Source organism: Virgibacillus sp. JSM 102003, from assembly GCF_041949995.1.
Classification (GTDB): Bacteria; Bacillota; Bacilli; order Bacillales; family Amphibacillaceae; genus Lentibacillus.
On record NZ_JBHFQH010000013.1, the window covers coordinates 95,337 to 117,551 of the forward strand.

Consider the following 22,215-nt stretch of genomic DNA (forward strand, 5'->3'; position numbering starts at 1 on the left):
ATTATCTACCTTCTGAATTGTTTGGTAATAAATCTTTATTTTTAATCTTAAATGAATGTTCATCTAATGGAAACGTTTTGTCCTTAACATTTGATATATATGACTCGATAGCTTGTTTACCAGCTTTATTAAAGTCGGTAAATGACTTAACAAATTTTGGTAAACGGTCAACTCCATATTTTAAAATGTCATGATAAACAAGAACTTGCCCATTACAATCCACACCAGCACCGATTCCGATTGTTGGTACTGTAACTTTATTTGTTACGATTGCAGCAAGTTCTTTGGGTACACACTCCAGTACTAAGGCGATAGCTCCATAGTTCGTTAATTGTATGGCATCATGAAGCAGCTTTTCAGCAGCTTCTTTATCCTTTCCTTGCACTTTATAGCCACCTAGTACATTCACGGATTGAGGAGTTAGTCCTAAATGCGCAACAACAGGAATACCAGCTTCTGTTAGACGTTGTACGAGTAATAGAATTTCTTCTGTTGCTCCTTCTACTTTGACAGCCTGTGCGTCTGTTTCCTGAAAGATTTGTTTGGCATTTTCTAAAGATGCTTCCAATGAAACATGATATGACATAAAAGGCATATCCACTACAATAAACGTATTTCCTGCCCCACGCTTCACAGCTTTGGCATGATGGATCATATCATTCATTGTGACTTTAACAGTGGAATCGTACCCTAACATCACCATTCCTAACGAATCACCAACCAAAATCATGTCAATTCCAGCTTCCTCAGCCAGTTTTGCAGAAGGGTAGTCATACGCAGTAATCATCGTAATTTGTTCGTCTTCCTGTTTCATTTTTTGCAAATCCAGTCTACTTAGCATTATCGTCCTCCCCCTTCATAAACCATTCGATTTCTCCAGAATATATTTTTTTGATTTCATCTTTATCTGTTTTCGTTAATAGGGCACCATCTTCAGCAATTCCTAGAAATTCGGCTTTCCATTCTTTATGTAATGTCTTTATCTTAATTTGTTCACCAATTCTATAGCCGTAGCTTTCCCACTTTTGTTTTACTTCTGGAAATCCATTCTCCATGAAGGCGTCATATGATTCTTCAAATGATTTCAGGACATGCTGAATAAAATCTTTTATATTCCATTTATGTCCGGTTTGAATATGAAGAGAAGTTGCTTTATCTTGTATATCTTTATCGAAATCTTCTGTTATTTGGTTAACATTTATTCCTAACCCGATTACGACATATTGGATTTGATCTTGTTCCGCCTGCATCTCCGTTAAAATACCTGCAGTTTTTTGATCATTGATTAATATATCATTTGGCCATTTAATCTTTGGTGTTAATGCAGTTTGTTCGGAAATTGCATCAGCAAGTACAGTAGCTGATAATAAGGTTAGCTGAGGTGCCATTATTGGAAGAACGTTTGGTCTAAGAATGATACTCATCCAGATTCCTTTACCCTTCGTGGAATACCATTGGCGATTCATTCTTCCTTTACCCTTCGTTTGTTCATCTGCTATGACAATAGTGCCATGCTCAGCATTATCCTGTGCAGCCTGATGGGCAAGTTGCTGGGTAGTGGTTGTTGTAGTCTTGTGAATTATATTTTTTCCAAGCCAGTTAGTTCCTAAGCCCCACTGAATTGTGTTTTCGCTTACTTTATCCGGAAATTTCACAATTCGATACCCTTTTCTTGATATGCCTTCTATATGATACCCGTCTTTTTCGAGCTCTTTCATATGTTTCCAGATAGCACTTCGGGATATTTTTAGTTTTTCGGATAATAGCTGTCCAGACACAAACTGTTTGTCGCTGGTTTCTAATAATTCGATTAATCTGTTACGTGTGGATTCCATTTTATCCAATCCTTTAAAACCATTTTGTTATTCTTCAAATTACCTGATAAAACTTCATGCTCTACCGCGTTTAATGTATTTCGAATCCATGGCCCACTTTTTAATTGAGGGAATAATTCACGGACTTCATCACCGGTGATTGCCATGTCTTTTTTTGACTTTATCGGTAGACTGCTGTGTATATCCTCCATTTCATCTATTGACACAATTTGTTTGAAGAGGATATTCACTAGTTTTGAAAAAACCTGATAATATTCGGTTGGCAGCAAGTATACTAACTTACGATTCAATCCGCTAATTTTAAAGTGCAGTAAAGCTTCGTTCAGAATTAAGGCATCATTTTTCACCTTATTTGAACATTTCCATTCATCAGCCCATTCTTTAATACTTATCGTCGGGTATAAATAATGAAAGAGTGCAATAACTCCACCGAATGATTGTACAGCCCGCATGTTCTTCGGAAGGAGCCCGATAATATTTGGGTATTCGTTCATGATTGGTAAATGTTGATATACCTTTGTATTAGTAAGATATTTTAAACCAATTTCAATATAATCCCCAGCGAATAATTTAGATATTTCATTATTTATTCGCTCTACTGCAATGTTCTCGATTTCACTTTTAACTTTCTTCATATCTTTTATAGTATTGGGACTGATGGAAAAACCCAATTGACTGGAAAATCGCAGCGCGCGAATAATACGCAAGGGATCTTCCTTAAATCGATCATAGCCATTACCAACCGTCTTAATTATTTTATTTTCAATATCGCTTACCCCATCGAACAAATCAATAACGTTACCCTGTTTATCCATAGCTAGCGCATTAATTGTAAAATCACGGCGTTTTAAATCCTGGTCAATCGTTTGAATAAATTCAACCGTGTCAGGATGTCGTTGGTCCGAATAACTTCCGTCAACTCGAAAAGTTGTAACTTCGTACGACTGATGACGATAACGTACAATTACTGTGCCATGCTCCAATCCGACTGGAATGACCTTATCAAAAATCTGCTGGATAACACTTGGAGGTGCAGAGGTTGCTATATCAATGTCGCCTATCTCGCGTTTGAGTAATAGATCCCTTACACACCCACCAACAAAATAGGCATCATGAGCATGACTTTCAATCTGATTTAGTAACTCTTTTGCTTCAATAAAGGGTTTGGTAAGTAACACTGTAATCACCATTATTTCTATTTAATGTAAATTCATTATATCATCATATAACGCTGTATACTGCTGAACAATATCATAGGAATAAAAATCTTTTCTGACATGTGCTAATGCATTTTTTGAGAACCGGTCCAAAAGCTGATCATTTTTAAGTAGATGAACTGCATATTCTGCAGCTTTATCAATATCACCTAACTCAATAATGTAGCCAGTATTGTTATGTTCTATCACCTCAGGTACTCCCCCTACATTTGTTCCAATACACGGTACCTCGCAGGACATCGCCTCTAATAATACAAGACCGAAGCTTTCTTTTTCCGACATGAGCAATTTTAAATCAGAAATAGACATTAAATCACTAACTTTTTTTTGTTTCCCAAGAAAAAGAACTTGCTCAGTTATTCCCAGTTCCTCAACCAGATGATATGCCTCAGAATATTCAGGACCATCTCCGACAAGTAATAACTTAGCTTTAATAGACTCTTGAACTTTATAGAATGTATGAATTACATCTTCTACCCTTTTAACTTTACGGAAATTCGAGATATGAATGATTACTTTTTCATCGGGTTTGATTCCATATTGCTGCTTAATTCCAGGAAGTTCGTTTTTATAATATTCTTCTTCGTTAACAAAATTATATATAACATTGATATTCTTATCCACACCAAGCATTTCTTTCGTTTGATTCACTAAACTATTTGATACGGCTGTAACAGCATCAGAATTTTCAATGCCATGTCTGATCATTTTTTTAAGGGAATGATCAATCCCTAAAACAGTTATATCCGTACCATGCAGTGTAGTTACAATTTTCACATCATGTTTTGCAATATCTTTTGCGAGAATTGCACATATGGCATGGGGCATTGCATAGTGCACGTGAAGAATGTCTAACTTCTCCTGATCAATCACTTCAGCCATCTTATTTGCTAAAGCAAGATCAAATGGAGGATATTGAAAAACTGGATAGTGATTTAGTTCAACCTCATGGTAATAAATATTAGGATGTACCCTATTTAACCGGAACGGCAGACTGGACGTTATAAAATGAATTTGATTTCCCTGTTTTGCCATTAACATCCCGAGTTCGGTAGCAATAATCCCTGAACCACCTACAGTCGGATAGCATGTTATACCAATCCTTTTCATTTGTCCATATCCTCACGTCTATTTTGTTTGATAACTTCACGCCATTCAAAGTCACCTCTTGCTAACGCGCGAATAACAATCTCGGCCGCAGCAAGATTAGTTGCAAGGGGAATTAAGTGAACATCACAAAGACGCATAAGTGCGCTGACATCTGGCTCGTGTGGCTGGGCTGTTAAAGGATCTCTGAAAAAAATGACAACATCCATTTCGTTGTTTGCTATCTTTGCTCCTATCTGCTGATCCCCTCCAATCGGCCCCGACTGGAACCGGTGAATATCGAGTCCAGTCTCTTCGGTTATTCTTGTTCCGGTAGTTCCGGTTGCATATAAGTGATGATCCTGTAAAACATGCTTATATGCAACACTAAAGTTGATAATGTCTTGCTTTTTTTTATCGTGTGCAATTAATGCGATATTCATTGATATCCCCCTTAACTACTCCAGTATATTTTCTAATCCATAGACCAGTTTATTTAACTTCATAACTTCATTAACAGATAGTTTTACACCATCCATAAATGATTGCCGGTTATAGGAATCATGTTTGATTGTTAACGTTTGCCCAGGACCACCGTAGACGACTTCCTGATGGGCAACAAGCCCTGGCAGACGTACACTATGAATTCTAATCCCATCTGTTTCTGCTCCTCTAGCACCTTTCATTACTTCACGCTCGTCGGGGTGTCCTTGATGCTTACTCATCCTGCTCTCCTTAATCATTTCTGCAGTTTTAACGGCCGAACCAGATGGTGCATCTAGTTTCTGATCATGATGCTTCTCAATTATCTCTACATCTGGTAAATATTTTGCGGCTGTCTTAGCAAATTGCATCATCAGAACAGCACCTACAGCAAAGTTAGGTGCAATAATACAACCAATATTATTCGTGCTTGATAAGTCAGACAAGGTATTTATTTGTTCAGCTGAAAACCCTGATGTACCGACTACTGGTCGAATATTGTATTGCAAGGCTAGTTTTGTATGTAAAAACCCTGCATCTGGTGCAGTTAAATCAATTAAAACGTCTGCAGTCACTTCCTGAAAACATACTTCAGGATCTTCAAAGATTGGTACGTACAGATCTGGAAGTTTATCAATATCTTTTACTTTTTTGCCATGATTTTTTCGGTCAAGACATCCAACCAATTCAAATGATTCCTCATTGTTTACCATATGAACTGCCTCAGATCCCATTTTCCCTCTAGGGCCGGCAATAATTACTCTTATACTCATGCTTGGATCCTCCTGTTATGTTTACTTGTATGTTTAATTAATCTTTGTGTGTCCAGCGATCTTTATCCCTTGATTCTATCTTGCTTATAGATGAGTCAAAGGCTTCTGACATATTTATATCAAGCGAATTTGCAAAACATGTAAGAACGAATAGGATATCACCAAGTTCATCTTCAATCGTCTTCTGTGTCTCAGATGACTTTTTAGGCTTTTCACCATAGTAATGGTTTACCTCTCGTGCCATTTCTCCTAATTCTTCAGTTAATCTTGCCATAAGACTTAACGGAGAAAAATAGCCTTCCTTGAATTGAGAAATGTATGAATCCACTCTTGCTTGAATTTCATCTGTACTATATGTTTTACTTTTTGCTGTCATATTAAATTACTCCTCTAATTAGTTTAATCTTCTTTCATGTTAGCTAAAAGGCCTTCATTTGACAAATTATTAATCTGATTAGCATTTCTGATTTGATTGTTCTTAACTGCTATATTGTCTATAATAGTAAAAGTGTATTAAGAGAATGTTACGTATAAAAGGGATTGGAGGTTATATAGATGGTTTTCGGTTTAAAAATAAAAAATATTATATTTATCCTGCTGGGATCAGCGATTTTCTCATTTGGGATTGTTCACTTTAACATGCAAAATAACTTAGGAGAAGGTGGATTTACTGGTATTACATTACTCCTTTATTTTTTATGGGAATGGGATCCGGCTATTACAAATATTGTTCTTAACATTCCTGTCTTTTTCATAGGGTGGAAATTTCTTGGACGTAACACATTTTTGTATACGATAATTGGTACATTTGCTGTATCTGTATTTTTGTATGTTTTTCAAATTAATCCATATCCAACATATCTGCAATCAGATATGACACTTGCGGCACTCTTTGCCGGTGTCTTCATCGGTGTTGGATTAGGTATTATCTTTCGTTATGGAGGTACAACGGGCGGTGTAGATATCATCGCAAGACTAGTCCATAAATATGCAGGCTGGAGTATGGGGAAAACTATGTTTCTTTTCGACTTTGTTGTTATTACAACTTCCGTCTTCACCATTCTTGAATTGGTTGAGGGCATGTACACATTGGTAGCTGTATATATTGCTGCTCGAGTAATTGATTTTATCCAGGAAGGCGCGTACTCAGCTCGTGGTGCAACAATAATTTCCAGTCACAGTAAGGCTATTGCGACAAAGATTAATAAAGAAATGGATCGTGGAGTAACGGTATTATCTGGAAAAGGAAGCTTTACAGGTGAAAATCGTGATGTTCTATATTGCATAGTCGGAAGGAATGAAATTGTTCGGCTTAAGAATATTATAAATGCAATAGACCCCCACGCCTTTGTAGCAGTAAGCTCTGTTCATGATGTAGTTGGTGAAGGATTTACATTGGATGAGAATAAAAATCCAATTGAAGACTAATTCTTCTATTATTATTATCGAACGCTAAAGCAAAAAAGTGGCATAATTAATTTATTAGGCTGTTTTCTAAAAGTTTATTGTTGTGACACAAAACCTATAAACTGCGAACTAACTGCTGCCTGCTATGACACCGCTTCGGAAATACACTACGCTTTCCGTGGGCGGCTGATGAGCCTCCTTGCTCCTACGTCGCTGCGTAGTCTCATCTAGGCGCAAGCTCCCACAGGAGTCTCCGTGTATTTCCTACGCTTGGTTTTGCTCACAAGAACTTTAAAAAAAGATTTTATACCACTAAACTAGCAGTTGGAATATGCGAGACTCCTGTGGGACAGCGATCCAAAGAGACCCCACAGGGAGCGTTCTTTGCGAGCGAGGAGGCTCGTGGTGAGCCCACGGAAAGCGAGTATATTCCAACTGCGTTCGTTAGGAAGCCTCACTAAATGCTTCCAATACGACTCCATAGTTAGTTCGCATTTTATATCAACTGTGATGCGTAAAGAGCAACGAAATTTACAAAACAGCGATTTTTGGGGCCACTTTTTTATGCCGAGAAACGATTGTTGTTGTGGAGAGAGGTGCCGGTTAGTGTTTAAGTTCTATCCATAAATCAATGAAAGGTTTTATTCAGTATTCCTGCCAATTATTCAGTCCTTGGATAGCCAATTAAACGTTTACTCAGTTTCCATTCAGGTTTATCCAGTTTTCATTCATGTTTATTCAGTATTCAACAGTATTTATTCAGTTTTTATAGTTTATATACCAAATTGAAAACCATGCAAGGCGTTGCAACTAAAAAGAGCACCGAATTGCTGTGCAATCCAATGCTCAATATTTACACTATTTAATTCAATGTTATTCACTGCTTGCAGTATAAATCAGAACAAACCTGATAAGTTCAGCAAGAGCTACCATTGCAGCTGCTACATATGTTAACGCTGCTGCATTTAACACTTTTTTCGTTTCACGTTCTTCATTATTTCTAATAACACCGGTTGAAACCAATTGCCCCATTGCTCTATTCGATGCATCAAATTCGACTGGCAGTGTTACTAATTGGAATAACACCGCAGCAGACATGAAAATGATTCCGAATAGAAGCATATTAGGCATTGTAAAAATAATACCGGCAAATATTAGGAAAAACGACATCTTAGAACCAAAGCTTGCTGCAGGAACCAATGCATGTCTGAACCGCAAGAATGCATAATCCTGCGCATCCTGTATTGCATGACCTACTTCGTGAGCTGCAATTGCGGATGAAGCCATCGACTGACCATAATATATATCCTTTGAAAGTCTTAACACTTTTTTACGAGGATCGTAATGATCGGATAAAACACCTTTTGTTACCTCTATATTCACATCAAATATTCCATTATCATTTAAAATTTTACGTGCAACTTCGGCACCAGTCATTTGTGATGAAGTCCCTTTTTTTGAATATTTTTTGTACGTTTTTTTAACCTTTGATTGAGCCCAAATTGGGATAATCATTAACAGTGCTATATATATTATATATCCACCAAGGCCACCTAGCATGTTCATTCCTCCATCATTAAAGTATATAATACCTTATGGTCAATTTTAGTCAAAAAGGGGTACATAGTCAACTGTTTGAATCTCTTTTGTTTTGTTTCTGTTTCTCACCTTTATATTTTCTCCAACTTACATAAGTTAATGTAATAGCTATACACCCACCAACAATTGTCACCATCCAGTAGAACGGAATCATTTCTGCATTATTATTAGCTGACATAATATATTGATTATTAACTGGAATTAATTGCTTTGCATAACTTATTGTTTTGGTTAGTTGTAAGTAAATGTAAACCCCTATGACCGTTGAAATTATAAATTTATCTAAAGGACTATGCTTCATAGAGTTCACCTCACATAACATCTTCTCCCACTAATGTATGTGCGGCTATAGTTTAATATAACAGGTTATGATAACGAATTTTCGGGTTTTATCGTTAACTTATACGCTATGAGAATCGACAAAATGCTTAACCAAAAAGTAAAGTACCCTATTTCTTTCATATACATTGAAATGGAGGAATACATCGGCATCATGTCAAACACATAGTCAATCACATCATTATGTAATGTCCATAAGGCAGCAAACATGATATGGCGTACTTTTATGGCGTAAAACGGTGCATATAATAAACCCTGGATTGCCATACCTCCATGTGAGGCCATCAACATGTATCCTTGCCAGCTTAACGAGCCGTCAACGTAAAGCGTGAATAGGTTCATTGCAACTGCCCAAATACCGTACTTAAAAAGCGTGATAATTGCCAGAGCTTCTATGTAAGGCGTATTTCTATTGAATAAAAAAAATAGTAAAAAAACAGTAAAGAATAAACTTGCAGTCGGGCTGTCCGGAACAAACACTAAAAAAATATCGGGTGTTATGGAAAGCTGAGAACGATACCAATAATAGCCATAAATAGTACCTAGTAGGTTTACAATGAATAAACCTAACAAAAAACGCTTATCCAAAAGTATATATTTTAACATATATTGAATCCCTTCTTTACATGATCCGATCCTTACAGTAAAAAAACACCTTCACCAGCTGTTTGGCAAAGGTGTCCTTAAATTATTTGGCTTGTTTATTTACAGAAACTATAAAGTCAGTTAATTTCTTCAATTCTTTATCCGAGCCTGTAAATTGATCTGCTGGCATTGAACCTATACCTTCACGAGCAATTTTTGCTATTTCTTCAGCGGAACGATCAATACCTATTAAAGGTGGTGCTGCTGCTCCACCAGATAAATCCCCGCCATGACAGGTCATACAATTTTTTTCATAAATTGCATAGCCGGGGTCTTGCTTATCAATTTCGACTTCAGATGGTGGTATTGGTTTATTTGCTTCAGCTCGCTGTGCCCAATCAACATGTGAGGCTGACTCATATGTTAGCCAAATAACAGAAGCTAATCCCAATAACATCATTCCAACAGCAATTGGACGTTGGTGCGGTCGTCTGCCTGGCCCTTTATCCAAAAATGGTGCCAATAACAGTCCACCAAATGCTAGTCCGGGAATTACCAAAATACCCAGCAAAATAAATGGTCCACTAGCAAATTCATATTTTAAAAGTTCATATAAGAATAGAAAGTACCAGTCTGGCAGAGGTATATAACCTGCATTTGTTGGATCAGCCATTCCTTCAAGCGGAGATGGATGCGCAAGTGTTAAGCACATAAAGCCAACTAAAAATACAGAACCTGCCAACCACTCTTTTAATAAGAAGTTGGGCCAAAATGCTTCAGTTCTTCCGGGATATTCAGAATAATCTTTTGGTATGTTTGGTTTGCGCTCGGCTGAAATCCGTGAATCACCGACGAATTTCATTCCTTTACCCTTATGCACAGCTTTACCTCCTTTTTGTTTATAGTGGTCCGGAAATTCCTTGTCTTCGTATTAATACAAAGTGTGCTGCCATTAAACCGAACAAGGCAGCTGGTAAGAAGAACACGTGGATGGCAAAGAATCTGGTCAGTGTCTGTGCACCAACAATATTCGCGTCACCAGCAAGTAAAGTTTTAATTTGTTCTCCCATAAATGGAACCTGTTCTGCTATCTCAAGACCAACTTGAGTCGCGAAATAGGCTTTATTATCCCAAGGCAATAAATATCCAGTAAAACCAAGTCCAAGCATAACAAAGAATAGAAGAACCCCAACTATCCAGTTTAGTTCACGTGGTTTTTTATATGCACCTTGGAAAAATACCCGCAGTGTATGTAGTAGCAACATTACAATAACGACACTGGCACCCCAGTGGTGCATGCCTCGTACAATTTGGCCATGCGCAACTTCCGTTTGTAAATAATAAACTGATTTCCACGCATTTTCGATATCCGGTACATAATACATCGTTAAAAACATACCTGATAATATCTGGATAACGACAACGAAAAATGTTAACCCTCCAAAGCAATAAACAAAAGCTGAGAAATGGTGGGCAGGATTAACATGCTCAGGTACTTCATGGTCTGCAATATCACGCCACAAAGGCGAAATATCTACGCGGTCATCAATCCAATCATATATTTTCTGTAGCATATACTATTTAGCCTCCCCTCGTGGATGTGCCATACCAAGATATAACATCCCATTTTCAACTTTATGTTCATATACATCCAATGCCGCTGTTGGTGGTGTATTTGGCACATTTACGCCACTCTTGTAGTAACGACCGTCATGACATGGACAGTAAAATTGATTTGGATAGTCTTCACTGCCTTCCCATGAAACAACACAGCCAAGGTGCTTACAAATTGGGGAAAGTGCTACTATATCGCCATTATCATCTTTGTACACCCATGCGGATTTAGTAACTTCTGACTCATACCAGCCATCAACCTGTTTAATCTTCCAATCTACACGTTGTGGTTCGTTTGTAATATCCTCTACTGCCAAGCTAACATTTGCCAAATCCCCAGCACTTGATTCTTGTAATACTGGGTCAACAGCCATACGTAACATGGGAACAAGCATACCTGCTGCCATGAATCCACCTACACCAGTTAGTGTATAATTTAGAAATTGACGACGGGATACTTGCTGCTTCTCTTCGCTCATGAATTTCCCCCCTCTATACATTTTTCACGGACAAGATTATATTAATCAGATTACTAGGACATTACCATAATAGCGCAAACTGTTTATCTGGTCAATAAATAATCTTTTTTGACATAAAAGTTTCGTAAATTAATGATAAATTAGTAATTATATTGTCCTAGTCCTTATCTTTCCAGTAAGATCTAATAAGTTCACTTACCTGTTCAACATTGCTTCGAATGATGGAATGCATTTCATTTGATTGCAGAGTACCATCTGTAATGCCTGGCAGCCAAATTAAAGTACCATTCAGTGCTTGCTCATTCTTTTTCCAAGTAGAATCAAATGTAACATAAAAAACATGGTTAAAAGGCTGTTGTTCCATGTCATCCATCCAAGAATTTATTCGATTTATTTCCTGTTCTCTTTTGGATGATTTAAGATAATGGTAATTTGGTGTAAGCAGTACCCTGCCTGTCAGTTCTTTTTCAAGTTCTTGGGAAAAAGCGATTAATACCTCGCACTGAAATGCATCCTTCTCAAGTAGAGATTCGTTTGATAATTGAAAGGGTAACAGCGGGACTATTATTGTATCCACATATTCTTTTGCATTGACATATTGCTGTAAATCTTTCTTTGTCCATTTCATAGTATACAACCCTTCCTTGCTATCTATTCTTCTTCATATTGGAAAAAATATGTCGCTGACTTAAATTTTATCTTAGATCAACAAAAAAAATCAACCTATTACCTTTGTAAATTAGGTTGATTTAATTTCATGCTATCCAGTCTATGTAGTTTTTTTGCCAACTCCTGAAAAGTTTGCTGATCTTTTTCATCAAGGGCACGATCTATTTTAACCTGCAATTGATTCTTTTGATACTCGTATAGTGATTTCTCCAGTAGTTGTTTTGCAATATCTTGATCTTTTTTAGTAATAAAGTACTCATCAGGAATAAATGGATTTTCAACCAAAACTGCTGCATATAATACGTTCTGATAAGATTTTTTAAAATTCAATTGGATGTATAAGGGCTCATGTTGATTCATTCTGATATCATGAAATGATTTTTCTGCATCAGTAGTTACTAATTGATTCTTATAAAATCGAAATGGAACCTCTTCAGAGCAATGGCTGGTTATTATAATACCTCTTGGGCAAAATTTTGCTTCGCGGACGAAATGTACGTTAGATAATATCTTTTTATGATTTATTAAATAATTTAATATCCAAACACTTTCACGTTTCTTTAACTGATAATGATTTAAAAACCACTGAATAAAACTTTTCTTGTCCTGCACGGAAATAGGAGTATGCATTCGTGAAACTAACCTCCCTTAACATCCATATTTTTTATTGTCTTTGAAATTATAAAATTTAAGTGCTGTGGATAACTGGCCTTCCAAATTAGCCACGTCCAACTCCGTCGTACTAGTGCCGGAAACACCACGCGATGTGGTGTTCTCACCGGCCAGCGCATAGTGGACTTTCCTCCATGTGTCTATGATAAACCACCACGTCCTGTGGTAGATTACGCTCTTCGAGTATCCTTTATCTTTAGGAAAGGAAGTTGGACTGAGACCGCCGCTTTGCGCCACAACGTGGACCTAACCGCAGCGCTTAGCACAGTCCATACGGCGTTGAACAGGCAATTGCGCTTTTGTTATATTATAATTCTCTTGATTGTTTTAGTCGAGCAATATATTCTTCGACATCAACATCTAATGGTTGTTGATTTAAATATTCTTCAAATATACGGATTGCTTTTTCCATCCTCCCTTCTTCTGTTAGAAAATATCCATACTCTTTCAGAAAGTCACTGTCTTGGTTTAAGCTATTATATGCTTCATTATAGTGTTTTAATGCATTGTCATACGATTCAATTTCATTATATGCTCGTGCAAGTTCCCATTCATATAGTGGGTCATTAGCACCCATTCCTTTAATTTCAACTATAAGCTCAACTATTGTTTCCTGATTATTTTGTTTTTTCAGCAGCTCAATTAAGAATAAAACTGCTTCTTTATAGTCAGGATCAAGTGCTATTGCCTCTCGCACCAATTTTTCACTTTCACTATCTTCATTTAATTGGTGTGCTAAAGAACCGGTAAAGAAATATAGTTCCTTATTAAATTCATCAACCTGTAATCCCTGCTTCGCTGTTTCGTATGCTTCTTTAGGCATTTCTTCTGCTTCATATGCCTTTGCTAATTGGTAGTATGCAGCATGATAATAGGTATCAAGTTCAATCACTTGCTTCCATGCTTTAATTGCTATATCTCGTCGACCGGCATGCAGGGCTGTGAAACCGTATTTAAATATTGTGTCTGGATTCTCACTATCTATATCTTGAAAGATACTTAACGCAACTTCGTATTCCCCTATTGCTGCGTAAGCTTCAGCTATACGGTCATTAATTGGTACATTAGCCATTTCATTTGTAATAGGCAGTATCTTTTCATAATACGTAATAGCATTTTTATATGAACCGGTAGAAAACAGTAATTCAGCTAGAGCAAAGTCAATGATCGGCTCATTTGGCTCATATTGTTTCGCAACTAACAGTTTTTGTTCTGCTACTTCAAAAAGACCCTGCGCCTGATATAGATCTGCCAGCTGAATCATACTCTGAACAGATGCTGGATCATCTTCTTCTATTTCACTAAGTAGATTAATTGCCTCTTCATCATTCTCAAGTTCCGTATATACATCTGCAAGCATTACTTTAATTTCGCTTTCCTTTGGGAATTTATGCAGTAATTCTTGCAGTACGTTACTTGCCTCTTTTAGAAAACCCCACTGAATATAAAGTTCTGCAATTGTATATTTTTCTTCATCATCAGCTTTTGGTAAATAATTTTCCAAGAGTGAAATAGCTTTCTCTGATTGCTTATTTTCCATTAAATTAACGGCTTCCATAATATTGGTGTCCACTATGAACTTCCTCTCTTTTGTTCGTGCAAAACTATCTGATGCATTTTATCATACAGAAAAGTCTATTTTTGTTCAAACAGAAAAGAATCTGCACATAAACAGATTCTTTTCTATATTAATTACTTATTGATTTAAGATCCTGAAAGAAATTCGGATATGAAATTGCCACAGAAGCTACATCATCAATAATAACTCCCTCACGAGTTATTAAAGATGCAATCGCATGCATCATAGCAATACGATGATCATTATAAGAATTAACTTTCCCGCCAATAAGTGCAGTATTCCCTTTAATAATCATACCATCTTTTGTTGGCTTCACGTTACCACCTATGTTGGTTAGTCCTTCTACTACAGCTTCTATTCGATCTGTTTCCTTTAATCGTAGTTCTTCTGCATCACCTATCACAGTCTCGCCTTCAGCCTGAGTAGCCAAAAGTGCAATGATCGGAAGTTCATCAATTAAACGTGGAATGATATCACCTTTAATTTCGATCCCTTGTAATTTTCGGTAGGAGATGGTTATATCCCCAGAATCTTCTCCGCTGATTGTTTGTTTATTTGTTATAGATATAGAAGCCCCCATTTCTTTTAATACATCAATAACCCCTGTACGTGTATCATTCAATCCGACATTCTTCAAGGTCAATTTACTACCTGGAACAATTGCGGCAGCTGCCATGAAGAATGCCGCGGAGGAAATATCGCCAGGTACAAATACATCTATAGCAGTCAAGGGCTTGCTTCTAATCGTTATCGTTGTATCTTTTATAGAAATATCCGCCCCAAAAGCTTTCAACATCTTCTCAGAATGGTTTCTGGTTGCTGTTGGTTCAGTAACCTCAGTAGTTCTATCAGCAAGCAGGCCCGCTAATAATATTGCCGATTTAACTTGGGCACTTTTTACAGGTAAGGTATATCGGACTCCGCTCAGTCCTCCCCCTTTAATTGCCAATGGTAAATAACTGCCATCTCTTCGTCCGTCAATAGTAGCTCCCATTTGTTTTAAGGGGATGATAACACGATCCATTGGTCGAGATGTTAACGAAGCATCTCCATAAGCAGTAGTAAAGAATGGCAAGCCGGATAACACCCCAAGCATTAGTCTGGCAGTTGTTCCAGAATTCCCAAAGTAAATTGGTTCGATTGGTTCCTTAAAATGAGATAAACCATTACTGTGGATATGCACTGTTGTATTATCTACCTCAATTTCTACCCCCAGCAAACGGAACGCATTAATAGTTCGCTGACAGTCTTCGCCAGTTAGAAAATGAGTGATTTTTGTAGTTCCTTTCGCAAGTGAACCAAGAATAACTGCACGATGCGATATAGATTTATCTCCTGGGACTTGCAATTCGCCGTTAAGAGCATTTGAACAAGGTGATAACTTCATATCCTTCAAATCTATTCACTTCCTTCATTATTTCTCGCTATTTCTCAAGCATCAATTCATATCCGTTATTATGTAATAATTGATAACTTTCCTGCTGATCTTCTATTGTTGGTACACTTAACCGTAAAACGCCAGTAATTCCTTCTCGTATCTCCAATATTTGCATATTTTTAATACTGATTTCCTTCTGAGCCAATAATTGAGCAACAGACGCAATCGCACCAGTCTGATCTCGTATATCAACATATAAGTCATAAAAAGACGGAATTACTCCTTTTTTGGTTGTTCCCAAACCGTCTCGGTAATCCTTTGCCTGGTGCAAATAAGAGCTTAAACTTACTTTATCATTTTGTTCGAGCATCAGCTTTAGTTCATTCATTTCCATGATCCAGTCATCAATCAGGTGCATCATTTTTCCTTTATTATGATAAAAGATATCCTGCCACAGTTCAGGGTTACTGGATGCTATGCGAGTAATATCCCGAAACCCACCAGCTGCAAGCTTTGGGATAAATGAATGTGTATTCTGCCACTTCTTGGCCTGATGAACGAGGGCAGATGCTATCAAATGAGGGAAATGCGAGATAACTCCAGTCATTTCATCATGATCATTTGCTTGCAGCACTACAAAGTTACTCTTTGTATCTTTTAGTACAGCTTTTAATGAGTTTATCATCGGGTCAGTGCATTCATCAGCAGGAGTGAGAACATATATGGCATTCTCAAATAAATGCCCTTTAGCAGCTTTGATTCCCTTTTTATGTGACCCTGCCATCGGATGACCGCCAATAAATTTAATTTGTTTATTTGTTAGTGCTTTTGCAACATCATTGACTGGTTTTTTGACTGACGACACATCTGTAACAATTACATCATGATCAAAGGTTAGTTGATCTAGTTGCTTCATAAATTTAATTGTTTCTGTTATTGGAGTACCCAATATAATAATATCTGCCATTGAAGCGGAATCTGCAATAGTGGAACAAGACTCATGAATGATCTCATTCATGAGCGCAAATTCAAGCGTTTCTTTATTTGTATCATAGCCAATTATGTGGTTCTCGCCTGATTCGCCAATACTCTTAGCAAGTGAGCCCCCGATTAACCCTAAACCAATTACGAGAATTTTTCTTTCCATGACTACCTCTCCTTGCTTATATCCAAGTGTAATTGGTAGATAATATCCTGCAGTTGTTTCATGTCATCCTCATTCCCAATTGTTATGCGTACCGTGTTCGGACAGCTTAGCCCATCACCAGATCTTACAATAAACCCATTTTCCAGTAAGTGCTGGAATATTTCGTCTCCACTTTTTGGCGTAGAAACAAGTAAGAAATTTGTTTGTGAATCATAATAATGCCAACCTATCGAATCTAAAAACTCTTGAAATTTATACTTTATGTTACTGTTCTTCGATGTTGTATCCAAAAGAAACTCATCATCATCAAGTGCTATCAATGCCGCCTTTTGTGCCATGGACGATGTATTAAACGGTCCTCTAACCACATCTAAATTTGCAATAAGAGCTTTATCTGCTATCCCATAGCCGATCCGTAAACCTGCCAATCCATAAGCTTTAGAGAACGTACGTAATACGAGTAAATTATTGTAGCCCGAAAATCTATCTGAAATAGTTGATTGCAAACTTTTTTCAACATACTCATAATAAGCTTCATCTAAAACAACAAGTACACGCTCTGGACACTTTTCCATAAAAGCATCAAAATCATCTTTTGGAATTAGACTTCCTGTTGGATTATTTGGTGAGCACAACCAGACTACATTTGTTTTATCATCAATTGCGTTAAGCATTCCATCGAGATCATGATAACCATTTACGGTTGGCACCTCTTTTATTCCTGCTCCCTCAATTCTGGCGTTATGCTTATATTGCGGGAATGTTGGTGCAGGCATTACTGTGTTTACACCTGGGTAAAGGAATGCCCGTCCTACCATTTGAACAATTTCGTCTGTTCCACTACCAAATATAAGTTGATCTTCGTTAACATCCAGTTTGTTTGCCACCGCTGTACGTAATTCCGATGTATATCCATCAGGGTACATGTCAAATGAAGGCAATTGAGCTGAAAGGTATTTATCTATCTGATTAGAGTATCCAAACGGATTTTCATTTGATGCCAGTTTTACAATTCGTTCTAATCCAAATTCTTTTTTCACTTCATGCATTTGTTTTCCTTGTTTATACGGGGTCATTTCCTTCAAAATTCGTTTTCCATTCATTTCTTACTCCCCCATTCTTCAGTTAGCTAATTTTCTCTAGTTCTTTTAAAAAAGAAACCAGATAACGCAATATGTCCTCGTCACTTATTTTAACTACAACAGGTTGAGCGATATCCTTTAAAAGAATCATTTGTATTGTTGTATCCACTGTCTTTTTATCTAATTTCATTCGGTTCAGTACTTGTTCTTTATTTATATTTGTCAACTGTATTGGATACGAATTTCTTTCTAACCATTGCAACAGTTGGTCATAAGGGAGCTTAACCGAAAATAGCTTTTCACTTACTTGTAAGGCAAATAATAATCCAATGGCAACCAATTCTCCGTGTGTACGAGTTCCATAGCCGAGAATAGATTCTAATGCATGCCCTAACGTGTGCCCCAGATTCAAATGTTTACGAATACCTGATTCACGCTCATCCAACTCAACGATTGAAGCTTTAATTTCAATTCCTCTGTTTAACTGATTAGCTAAGACATCGTTCGTTAATACAGAAACGTCTGAAGCTAATAATGAGTGGAAGAAAACCTCGTCCTTTATTAATGCTTCCTTAATCAATTCAGCATAGCCTGATCTTACTTCTTTTTCGTCTAAAGTTTGAAGGGTTTGTACATCATAGACAACCGCAGCAGGGGGATAGAAATTACCAATCAGATTTTTTCCCTGTTCATGATTTATCGCAACTTTTCCGCCTACACTGCTGTCATGGGCAAGAATCGTCGTTGGCATTTGGATAAAATCAATCCCGCGCATATAGGTTGCTGCAACAAAACCCGCTACATCACCAACTACTCCACCACCAAGTGCAATAATAAGTGACTGTCTATCTAATCCGCATTCAATTGCATCCGTATGCAATTGATAAAACGTATCTAGATTCTTTGATTTTTCACCATATGGAATTGTCGAAGAGTGAACATGCTTATCGGATAAGCTATTCTTTATATCCTCTAGATATAACTTTGCAACAATTTCATCAGTTACAATTAAGATAGATGAGTAATCTTTTGGCAAATAGGAATTTAAATCATACCTTATATTTTCACCTACATAAACATGGTAGATATTTGAAGCGGATTTTACTTTTGTTGCTTTCACTAAAAACACCTTGTTTCTTCACGATAATCTTCAACTGCTTTCTGTAGAGCTGGAAATTGATCACTTGGAAATTGCTCGGTAATTGCTTTTGCAAGTTCAAACGCAACAACATGTTCCACTACAACTGAAGCAGCAGGCACTGCGCAGGAATCTGAGCGCTCAACACTTGCATTAAACGCCTCTTTCGTCTCTATGTCAACACTTTGAAGAGGTTTGTACAAGGTAGGAATCGGCTTCATTACTCCCTTGATTACAAGGGGCATGCCTGTTGTCATTCCTCCCTCAAACCCACCTAAACGATTTGTTTTCCGGTAATAGCCAACATCTTCGTTCCAGGCTATTTCGTCATGGACTTTACTGCCATTTTTTCGGGCTGCCTCAAAGCCTAAGCCAAACTCAACCCCTTTAAAAGCATTTACACTCATAACACTGCCAGCAATTCTGCCATCCAGCTTCCGGTCATAATGTACATATGATCCAATCCCAGCAGGCATTCCTTCTACGTACACCTCGACAACTCCACCAATTGAATCTCCTTCTTTTTTCGCCTGATCAATCGCATCCATCATCTGCTGTTCTACATTTTTATCAAGTGTTCGAACAGGTGATTCTTCAGAAGTCGATTTTCTCTTTTCCATTGTCATTGATAGATTGTCTTCTGCTACGATACCAGCAATTTCTTTAACGTAGCCTGTAATTTCTATTCCCAGCTGCTTTAAAAGTGTTTTAGCAACCGCGCCTGCTGCAACTCGAGCAGCCGTTTCACGTGCCGAAGAACGTTCAAGTACATTGCGCATATCGCGATGACCATATTTCAATGCTCCGTTTAAGTCAGCATGACCAGGTCTTGGGCGAGAAACGGTTCGTCTAATTTTTTTATCACCTTCAATAGGATCCTCTCCCATTATATCTATCCAATGTTTAAAATCATCATTGTGTATCACTAATGATATAGGTGATCCTAGTGTGTAACCATGACGAACTCCACTTGTGATTTCCACCAAGTCTTTTTCAATTTGCATTCTTTTTCCTCTGCCATGTCCTTTTTGCCTGCGAAGTAATGATTCATTAATATTATCTGTTAAAAGAGGCATATTTGAGGGGATTCCTTCAATAATTGTAGTTAATTGTTTACCATGTGATTCACCTGCAGTTAAATAACGCATGAAACCTCCTCCTTCTCGATAATTTTGTATTACTATATCATATCTGATTTTACTTTTGTTGTATTTAGTAAAAATTTTCAATACTTTCTTACTGCATAGGGGGTAACTAATACTTTGTAATAAGCCAAGCTTATAATAAGTTTCTGTATCTTTTATAAAGGCTCTTTTAGCAAGCTTTGTTACTCTTTAACCATCGTAATAGATATAAAATGCGAAGTAAACTATGGATAACCAATTCGTGACATTTAGTGTGGCACTCTACCTACGCAGTTGGAATATACTAGCGCACCTAGAGCTCACCACGAGCCTCCGACGCACAGGACGTGCTAGTGCAGACGTTGCCACAGGACGTTGCGTACTTAGTCTGCCTCACTCGCAAAGAACGCTCACTGTGGGGTCTCTTAGGCTCGCTGTCCCACAGGAGTCTCGCAATATAACTTTTCTTATTCATCACATATGCGTTCATAAATTTAGTGAGCAAAGCCCAGCGGAGGAAATACACGTAGACTGCTGTGGTAGCTAAGGCCATAGATCAGACTACGCAGCGACGTAGGTCCGCGAAGTGTATCTCCGGAGCGGTGTTACTGCACCCATCCACTGTGACGCATCATATATCTTTTGTGTCATAAACAATAAACGTTCTAATTTTTCTTATAAAAAAATGTATCGATTAATGACATATTATATTTATCAGGACTGAATATTTGCTCAGTACTGCCGACAAACAATACACCATCATGTTTTAATGAATCCGAAAAATTCTGATAAATTATGTTTTTTGCTTGATCAGTAAAGTATATCAAAACATTTCGGCACACAATTAAATCCATATTTCGAGGGTATGCATCGGCCAATAAATCATGTTTTTTAAAACGTACATGTCGTTTAACATCATTAGCAATATGGTAAAGTCCGGATTCCTGCTTAAAGAATTTATGTTTTATTGAATCAGGTAATTCTTTTAGTGATTGATCTGTATAAGTTCCTTCCTTCGCTCTTTCCAGTACCATATTATCAATATCTGTAGCTAAGATCTGGAATTCTGTATTTGGAAAGTGTTCCTTTATCATCAACGCTATACTGTATGGCTCTTCCCCTGTTGAACAGGCTGCACTCCATATTGATAATTTCTTACTGTTATCCAACAAAGAAGGCAGAATAACCGATTGCATCACTTCCCACCTCTTAGGATTACGATAGAATTCAGAAACATTTATCGTAATACGTTCAAGAAATTCGTTTAAAAGTAAATCATTATTAGAAATCGCTTCAAAGTAACCTTTAAAGCTTTGATACCCGCGTTTATCCCGTAATGAGGTAAGACGACGCTTCATTTGTGTTTCTTTATATAAGGCTAAATCTATTTCTAATTTGCGCTTAATATCAGAGACAAATTTCATGTAATCCTGTGACATCTTTTGAACGCCTCTTTCATGTTAAAAAACCTCCGTTAGAAAACGGAGGTTCGAATAATTAGTAAATCCATTCACTATCTTGTTTTGAATAAGTCAACACATCATCTTTATTAAAAAATAAATTTATCTCTCTTTCAGCACTTTCTGGTGAATCTGAACCATGAATAATGTTTTTTCCAACAGTCATGCCAAAGTCTCCACGAATTGTTCCTGATGCAGCTTCAAGTGGGTTAGTTTTTCCCATCATATCACGAGCAATCGGAATAACATTTTCGCCTTCCCATACCATTGCAAATACTGGTCCGGAGGTAATAAATTGAACTAATTCTCCAAAGAAAGGTCTTTCTTTATGTTCACCATAGTGGGTCTCAGCTAGGTCATTAGAAATATTCATTAGCTTTGCACCAACTAATTTAAATCCTTTGCTTTCGAAACGGTTGATAATTTCCCCGACTAAATTACGTTGAACACCGTCTGGTTTTACCATTAAAAATGTTTTTTCCATGTTTGCACCTCATTTAGTATGTATTTTTCTTATATAAGCAACCTTTAAAATTTTAACAAACTTTT

Annotated in this window: 23 protein-coding genes and 1 pseudogene; 1 reads left to right on the forward strand and 23 read right to left on the reverse strand. The window is 37.2% G+C overall.

The window, feature by feature from the left end:
- Position 1: 1 nt before the first annotated feature.
- Genes panB through ACE1TG_RS14655 form a run of 7 tightly spaced genes read right to left on the reverse strand, consistent with a single transcriptional unit; the run spans position 2 to position 5,770 of the window.
- The gene (gene panB, locus ACE1TG_RS14625; protein ID WP_375053144.1) at positions 2 to 841 is read right to left on the reverse strand and encodes a 3-methyl-2-oxobutanoate hydroxymethyltransferase; all 840 of its coding nucleotides are present in this window, start codon (positions 839 to 841) and stop codon (positions 2 to 4) included.
- Positions 831 to 1,835 carry a biotin--[acetyl-CoA-carboxylase] ligase gene (locus tag ACE1TG_RS14630; RefSeq protein WP_375053145.1) on the reverse strand — a complete coding sequence of 335 codons (1,005 nt, stop codon included), beginning with the start codon at positions 1,833 to 1,835 and terminating at the stop codon, positions 831 to 833. Before ACE1TG_RS14630 ends, panB begins: the two co-directional genes overlap by 11 nt.
- Entirely contained in the window at positions 1,811 to 3,025 is a 1,215-nt protein-coding gene (locus ACE1TG_RS14635; RefSeq protein WP_375053146.1) for a CCA tRNA nucleotidyltransferase, read from the reverse strand. The genes ACE1TG_RS14630 and ACE1TG_RS14635 overlap by 25 nt, the downstream gene beginning before the upstream one ends.
- Positions 3,026 to 3,034: 9 nt before the next feature.
- A complete protein-coding gene (gene bshA / locus ACE1TG_RS14640) occupies positions 3,035 to 4,162 on the reverse strand; it encodes an N-acetyl-alpha-D-glucosaminyl L-malate synthase BshA (protein WP_375053147.1) in 1,128 nt (375 codons plus the stop codon).
- Positions 4,159 to 4,581: a methylglyoxal synthase gene (mgsA, locus tag ACE1TG_RS14645; RefSeq protein ID WP_375053148.1), complete on the reverse strand. Its 423-nt coding sequence runs from the start codon at positions 4,579 to 4,581 to the stop codon at positions 4,159 to 4,161. Before mgsA ends, bshA begins: the two co-directional genes overlap by 4 nt.
- A 15-nt stretch (positions 4,582 to 4,596) precedes the next feature.
- On the reverse strand, positions 4,597 to 5,394 hold the full coding sequence (gene dapB / locus ACE1TG_RS14650) for a 4-hydroxy-tetrahydrodipicolinate reductase (RefSeq protein ID WP_375053149.1): 798 nt from the start codon (positions 5,392 to 5,394) through the stop codon (positions 4,597 to 4,599).
- 37 nt (positions 5,395 to 5,431) lie between these two features.
- Positions 5,432 to 5,770: a nucleotide pyrophosphohydrolase gene (locus ACE1TG_RS14655; RefSeq protein WP_375053150.1), complete on the reverse strand. Its 339-nt coding sequence runs from the start codon at positions 5,768 to 5,770 to the stop codon at positions 5,432 to 5,434.
- A 179-nt stretch (positions 5,771 to 5,949) separates the two neighbouring features.
- Here ACE1TG_RS14655 and ACE1TG_RS14660 point away from each other — a divergent pair, with 179 nt between their 5' ends.
- On the forward strand, positions 5,950 to 6,822 hold the full coding sequence (locus tag ACE1TG_RS14660; RefSeq protein ID WP_375053152.1) for a YitT family protein: 873 nt from the start codon (positions 5,950 to 5,952) through the stop codon (positions 6,820 to 6,822).
- A gap of 852 nt (positions 6,823 to 7,674) precedes the next feature.
- Here the strand turns inward: ACE1TG_RS14660 and ACE1TG_RS14665 are convergent.
- From ACE1TG_RS14665 to ndk, 16 genes and pseudogenes are all read right to left on the reverse strand, one after another.
- Complete coding sequence (locus tag ACE1TG_RS14665) at positions 7,675 to 8,361, reverse strand: zinc metallopeptidase (protein WP_375053153.1); 687 nt, start codon at positions 8,359 to 8,361, stop codon at positions 7,675 to 7,677.
- Positions 8,362 to 8,428: 67 nt separating this feature from the next.
- Positions 8,429 to 8,539 (reverse strand): annotated as a pseudogene (locus ACE1TG_RS14670) (sporulation protein YpjB); the annotation flags it as partial.
- 227 nt (positions 8,540 to 8,766) lie between these two features.
- Entirely contained in the window at positions 8,767 to 9,345 is a 579-nt protein-coding gene (gene lhaT / locus ACE1TG_RS14675; RefSeq protein WP_375053154.1) for a lipoprotein heptaprenylglyceryl N-acetyltransferase LhaT, read from the reverse strand.
- A gap of 82 nt (positions 9,346 to 9,427) precedes the next feature.
- Positions 9,428 to 10,204 (reverse strand): menaquinol-cytochrome c reductase cytochrome b/c subunit, encoded by a 777-nt coding sequence (locus tag ACE1TG_RS14680; protein WP_375053155.1) that lies wholly within the window; start codon positions 10,202 to 10,204, stop codon positions 9,428 to 9,430.
- A 19-nt stretch (positions 10,205 to 10,223) separates the two neighbouring features.
- Positions 10,224 to 10,898: a menaquinol-cytochrome c reductase cytochrome b subunit gene (qcrB, locus tag ACE1TG_RS14685; protein WP_375053156.1), complete on the reverse strand. Its 675-nt coding sequence runs from the start codon at positions 10,896 to 10,898 to the stop codon at positions 10,224 to 10,226.
- 3 nt (positions 10,899 to 10,901) lie between these two features.
- Positions 10,902 to 11,417, reverse strand: coding sequence for a QcrA and Rieske domain-containing protein (locus tag ACE1TG_RS14690; protein ID WP_375053157.1), 516 nt, complete (start codon positions 11,415 to 11,417; stop codon positions 10,902 to 10,904).
- Positions 11,418 to 11,574: 157 nt separating this feature from the next.
- A complete protein-coding gene (locus tag ACE1TG_RS14695) occupies positions 11,575 to 12,045 on the reverse strand; it encodes a DUF2487 family protein (protein WP_375053158.1) in 471 nt (156 codons plus the stop codon).
- 98 nt (positions 12,046 to 12,143) lie between these two features.
- Positions 12,144 to 12,716 (reverse strand): ReoY family proteolytic degradation factor, encoded by a 573-nt coding sequence (locus ACE1TG_RS14700; RefSeq protein WP_375053159.1) that lies wholly within the window; start codon positions 12,714 to 12,716, stop codon positions 12,144 to 12,146.
- A gap of 349 nt (positions 12,717 to 13,065) precedes the next feature.
- A complete protein-coding gene (locus tag ACE1TG_RS14705; protein WP_375053160.1) occupies positions 13,066 to 14,316 on the reverse strand; it encodes a tetratricopeptide repeat protein in 1,251 nt (416 codons plus the stop codon).
- 130 nt (positions 14,317 to 14,446) lie between these two features.
- Positions 14,447 to 15,733 (reverse strand): 3-phosphoshikimate 1-carboxyvinyltransferase, encoded by a 1,287-nt coding sequence (gene aroA, locus ACE1TG_RS14710; RefSeq protein ID WP_375053161.1) that lies wholly within the window; start codon positions 15,731 to 15,733, stop codon positions 14,447 to 14,449.
- Positions 15,734 to 15,761: 28 nt separating this feature from the next.
- A complete protein-coding gene (locus tag ACE1TG_RS14715) occupies positions 15,762 to 16,862 on the reverse strand; it encodes a prephenate dehydrogenase (protein WP_375053162.1) in 1,101 nt (366 codons plus the stop codon).
- A 2-nt stretch (positions 16,863 to 16,864) separates the two neighbouring features.
- The gene (hisC, locus tag ACE1TG_RS14720) at positions 16,865 to 17,965 is read right to left on the reverse strand and encodes a histidinol-phosphate transaminase (protein ID WP_375053163.1); all 1,101 of its coding nucleotides are present in this window, start codon (positions 17,963 to 17,965) and stop codon (positions 16,865 to 16,867) included.
- A gap of 22 nt (positions 17,966 to 17,987) precedes the next feature.
- Complete coding sequence (gene aroB, locus ACE1TG_RS14725) at positions 17,988 to 19,064, reverse strand: 3-dehydroquinate synthase (protein ID WP_375053164.1); 1,077 nt, start codon at positions 19,062 to 19,064, stop codon at positions 17,988 to 17,990.
- Complete coding sequence (aroC, locus tag ACE1TG_RS14730; RefSeq protein ID WP_375053165.1) at positions 19,064 to 20,230, reverse strand: chorismate synthase; 1,167 nt, start codon at positions 20,228 to 20,230, stop codon at positions 19,064 to 19,066. The genes aroB and aroC overlap by 1 nt, the downstream gene beginning before the upstream one ends.
- 641 nt (positions 20,231 to 20,871) lie before the next feature.
- The gene (locus tag ACE1TG_RS14735; protein ID WP_375053166.1) at positions 20,872 to 21,645 is read right to left on the reverse strand and encodes a CheR family methyltransferase; all 774 of its coding nucleotides are present in this window, start codon (positions 21,643 to 21,645) and stop codon (positions 20,872 to 20,874) included.
- A gap of 58 nt (positions 21,646 to 21,703) precedes the next feature.
- Positions 21,704 to 22,150, reverse strand: coding sequence for a nucleoside-diphosphate kinase (ndk, locus tag ACE1TG_RS14740; protein WP_375053167.1), 447 nt, complete (start codon positions 22,148 to 22,150; stop codon positions 21,704 to 21,706).
- Between the last annotated feature and the right edge of the window lie 65 nt (positions 22,151 to 22,215).

Excerpts from the sequence above, each read along its gene's own strand:
- panB (WP_375053144.1), bottom strand. The coding sequence starts at position 841 with ATGCTAAGTAGACTGGATTTGCAAAAAATGAAACAGGAAGACGAACAA.
- ACE1TG_RS14630 (WP_375053145.1), bottom strand. The coding sequence starts at position 1,835 with ATGGAATCCACACGTAACAGATTAATCGAATTATTAGAAACCAGCGAC.
- ACE1TG_RS14635 (WP_375053146.1), bottom strand. The coding sequence starts at position 3,025 with ATGGTGATTACAGTGTTACTTACCAAACCCTTTATTGAAGCAAAAGAG.
- bshA (WP_375053147.1), bottom strand. The coding sequence starts at position 4,162 with ATGAAAAGGATTGGTATAACATGCTATCCGACTGTAGGTGGTTCAGGG.
- mgsA (WP_375053148.1), bottom strand. The coding sequence starts at position 4,581 with ATGAATATCGCATTAATTGCACACGATAAAAAAAAGCAAGACATTATC.
- dapB (WP_375053149.1), bottom strand. The coding sequence starts at position 5,394 with ATGAGTATAAGAGTAATTATTGCCGGCCCTAGAGGGAAAATGGGATCT.
- ACE1TG_RS14655 (WP_375053150.1), bottom strand. The coding sequence starts at position 5,770 with ATGACAGCAAAAAGTAAAACATATAGTACAGATGAAATTCAAGCAAGA.
- ACE1TG_RS14660 (WP_375053152.1), top strand. The coding sequence starts at position 5,950 with ATGGTTTTCGGTTTAAAAATAAAAAATATTATATTTATCCTGCTGGGA.
- ACE1TG_RS14665 (WP_375053153.1), bottom strand. The coding sequence starts at position 8,361 with ATGCTAGGTGGCCTTGGTGGATATATAATATATATAGCACTGTTAATG.
- lhaT (WP_375053154.1), bottom strand. The coding sequence starts at position 9,345 with ATGTTAAAATATATACTTTTGGATAAGCGTTTTTTGTTAGGTTTATTC.
- qcrB (WP_375053156.1), bottom strand. The coding sequence starts at position 10,898 with ATGCTACAGAAAATATATGATTGGATTGATGACCGCGTAGATATTTCG.
- ACE1TG_RS14690 (WP_375053157.1), bottom strand. The coding sequence starts at position 11,417 with ATGAGCGAAGAGAAGCAGCAAGTATCCCGTCGTCAATTTCTAAATTAT.
- ACE1TG_RS14695 (WP_375053158.1), bottom strand. The coding sequence starts at position 12,045 with ATGAAATGGACAAAGAAAGATTTACAGCAATATGTCAATGCAAAAGAA.
- ACE1TG_RS14700 (WP_375053159.1), bottom strand. The coding sequence starts at position 12,716 with ATGCATACTCCTATTTCCGTGCAGGACAAGAAAAGTTTTATTCAGTGG.
- ACE1TG_RS14705 (WP_375053160.1), bottom strand. The coding sequence starts at position 14,316 with ATGGAAGCCGTTAATTTAATGGAAAATAAGCAATCAGAGAAAGCTATT.
- ACE1TG_RS14715 (WP_375053162.1), bottom strand. The coding sequence starts at position 16,862 with ATGGAAAGAAAAATTCTCGTAATTGGTTTAGGGTTAATCGGGGGCTCA.
- hisC (WP_375053163.1), bottom strand. The coding sequence starts at position 17,965 with ATGAATGGAAAACGAATTTTGAAGGAAATGACCCCGTATAAACAAGGA.
- aroC (WP_375053165.1), bottom strand. The coding sequence starts at position 20,230 with ATGCGTTATTTAACTGCAGGTGAATCACATGGTAAACAATTAACTACA.
- ACE1TG_RS14735 (WP_375053166.1), bottom strand. The coding sequence starts at position 21,645 with ATGTCACAGGATTACATGAAATTTGTCTCTGATATTAAGCGCAAATTA.
- ndk (WP_375053167.1), bottom strand. The coding sequence starts at position 22,150 with ATGGAAAAAACATTTTTAATGGTAAAACCAGACGGTGTTCAACGTAAT.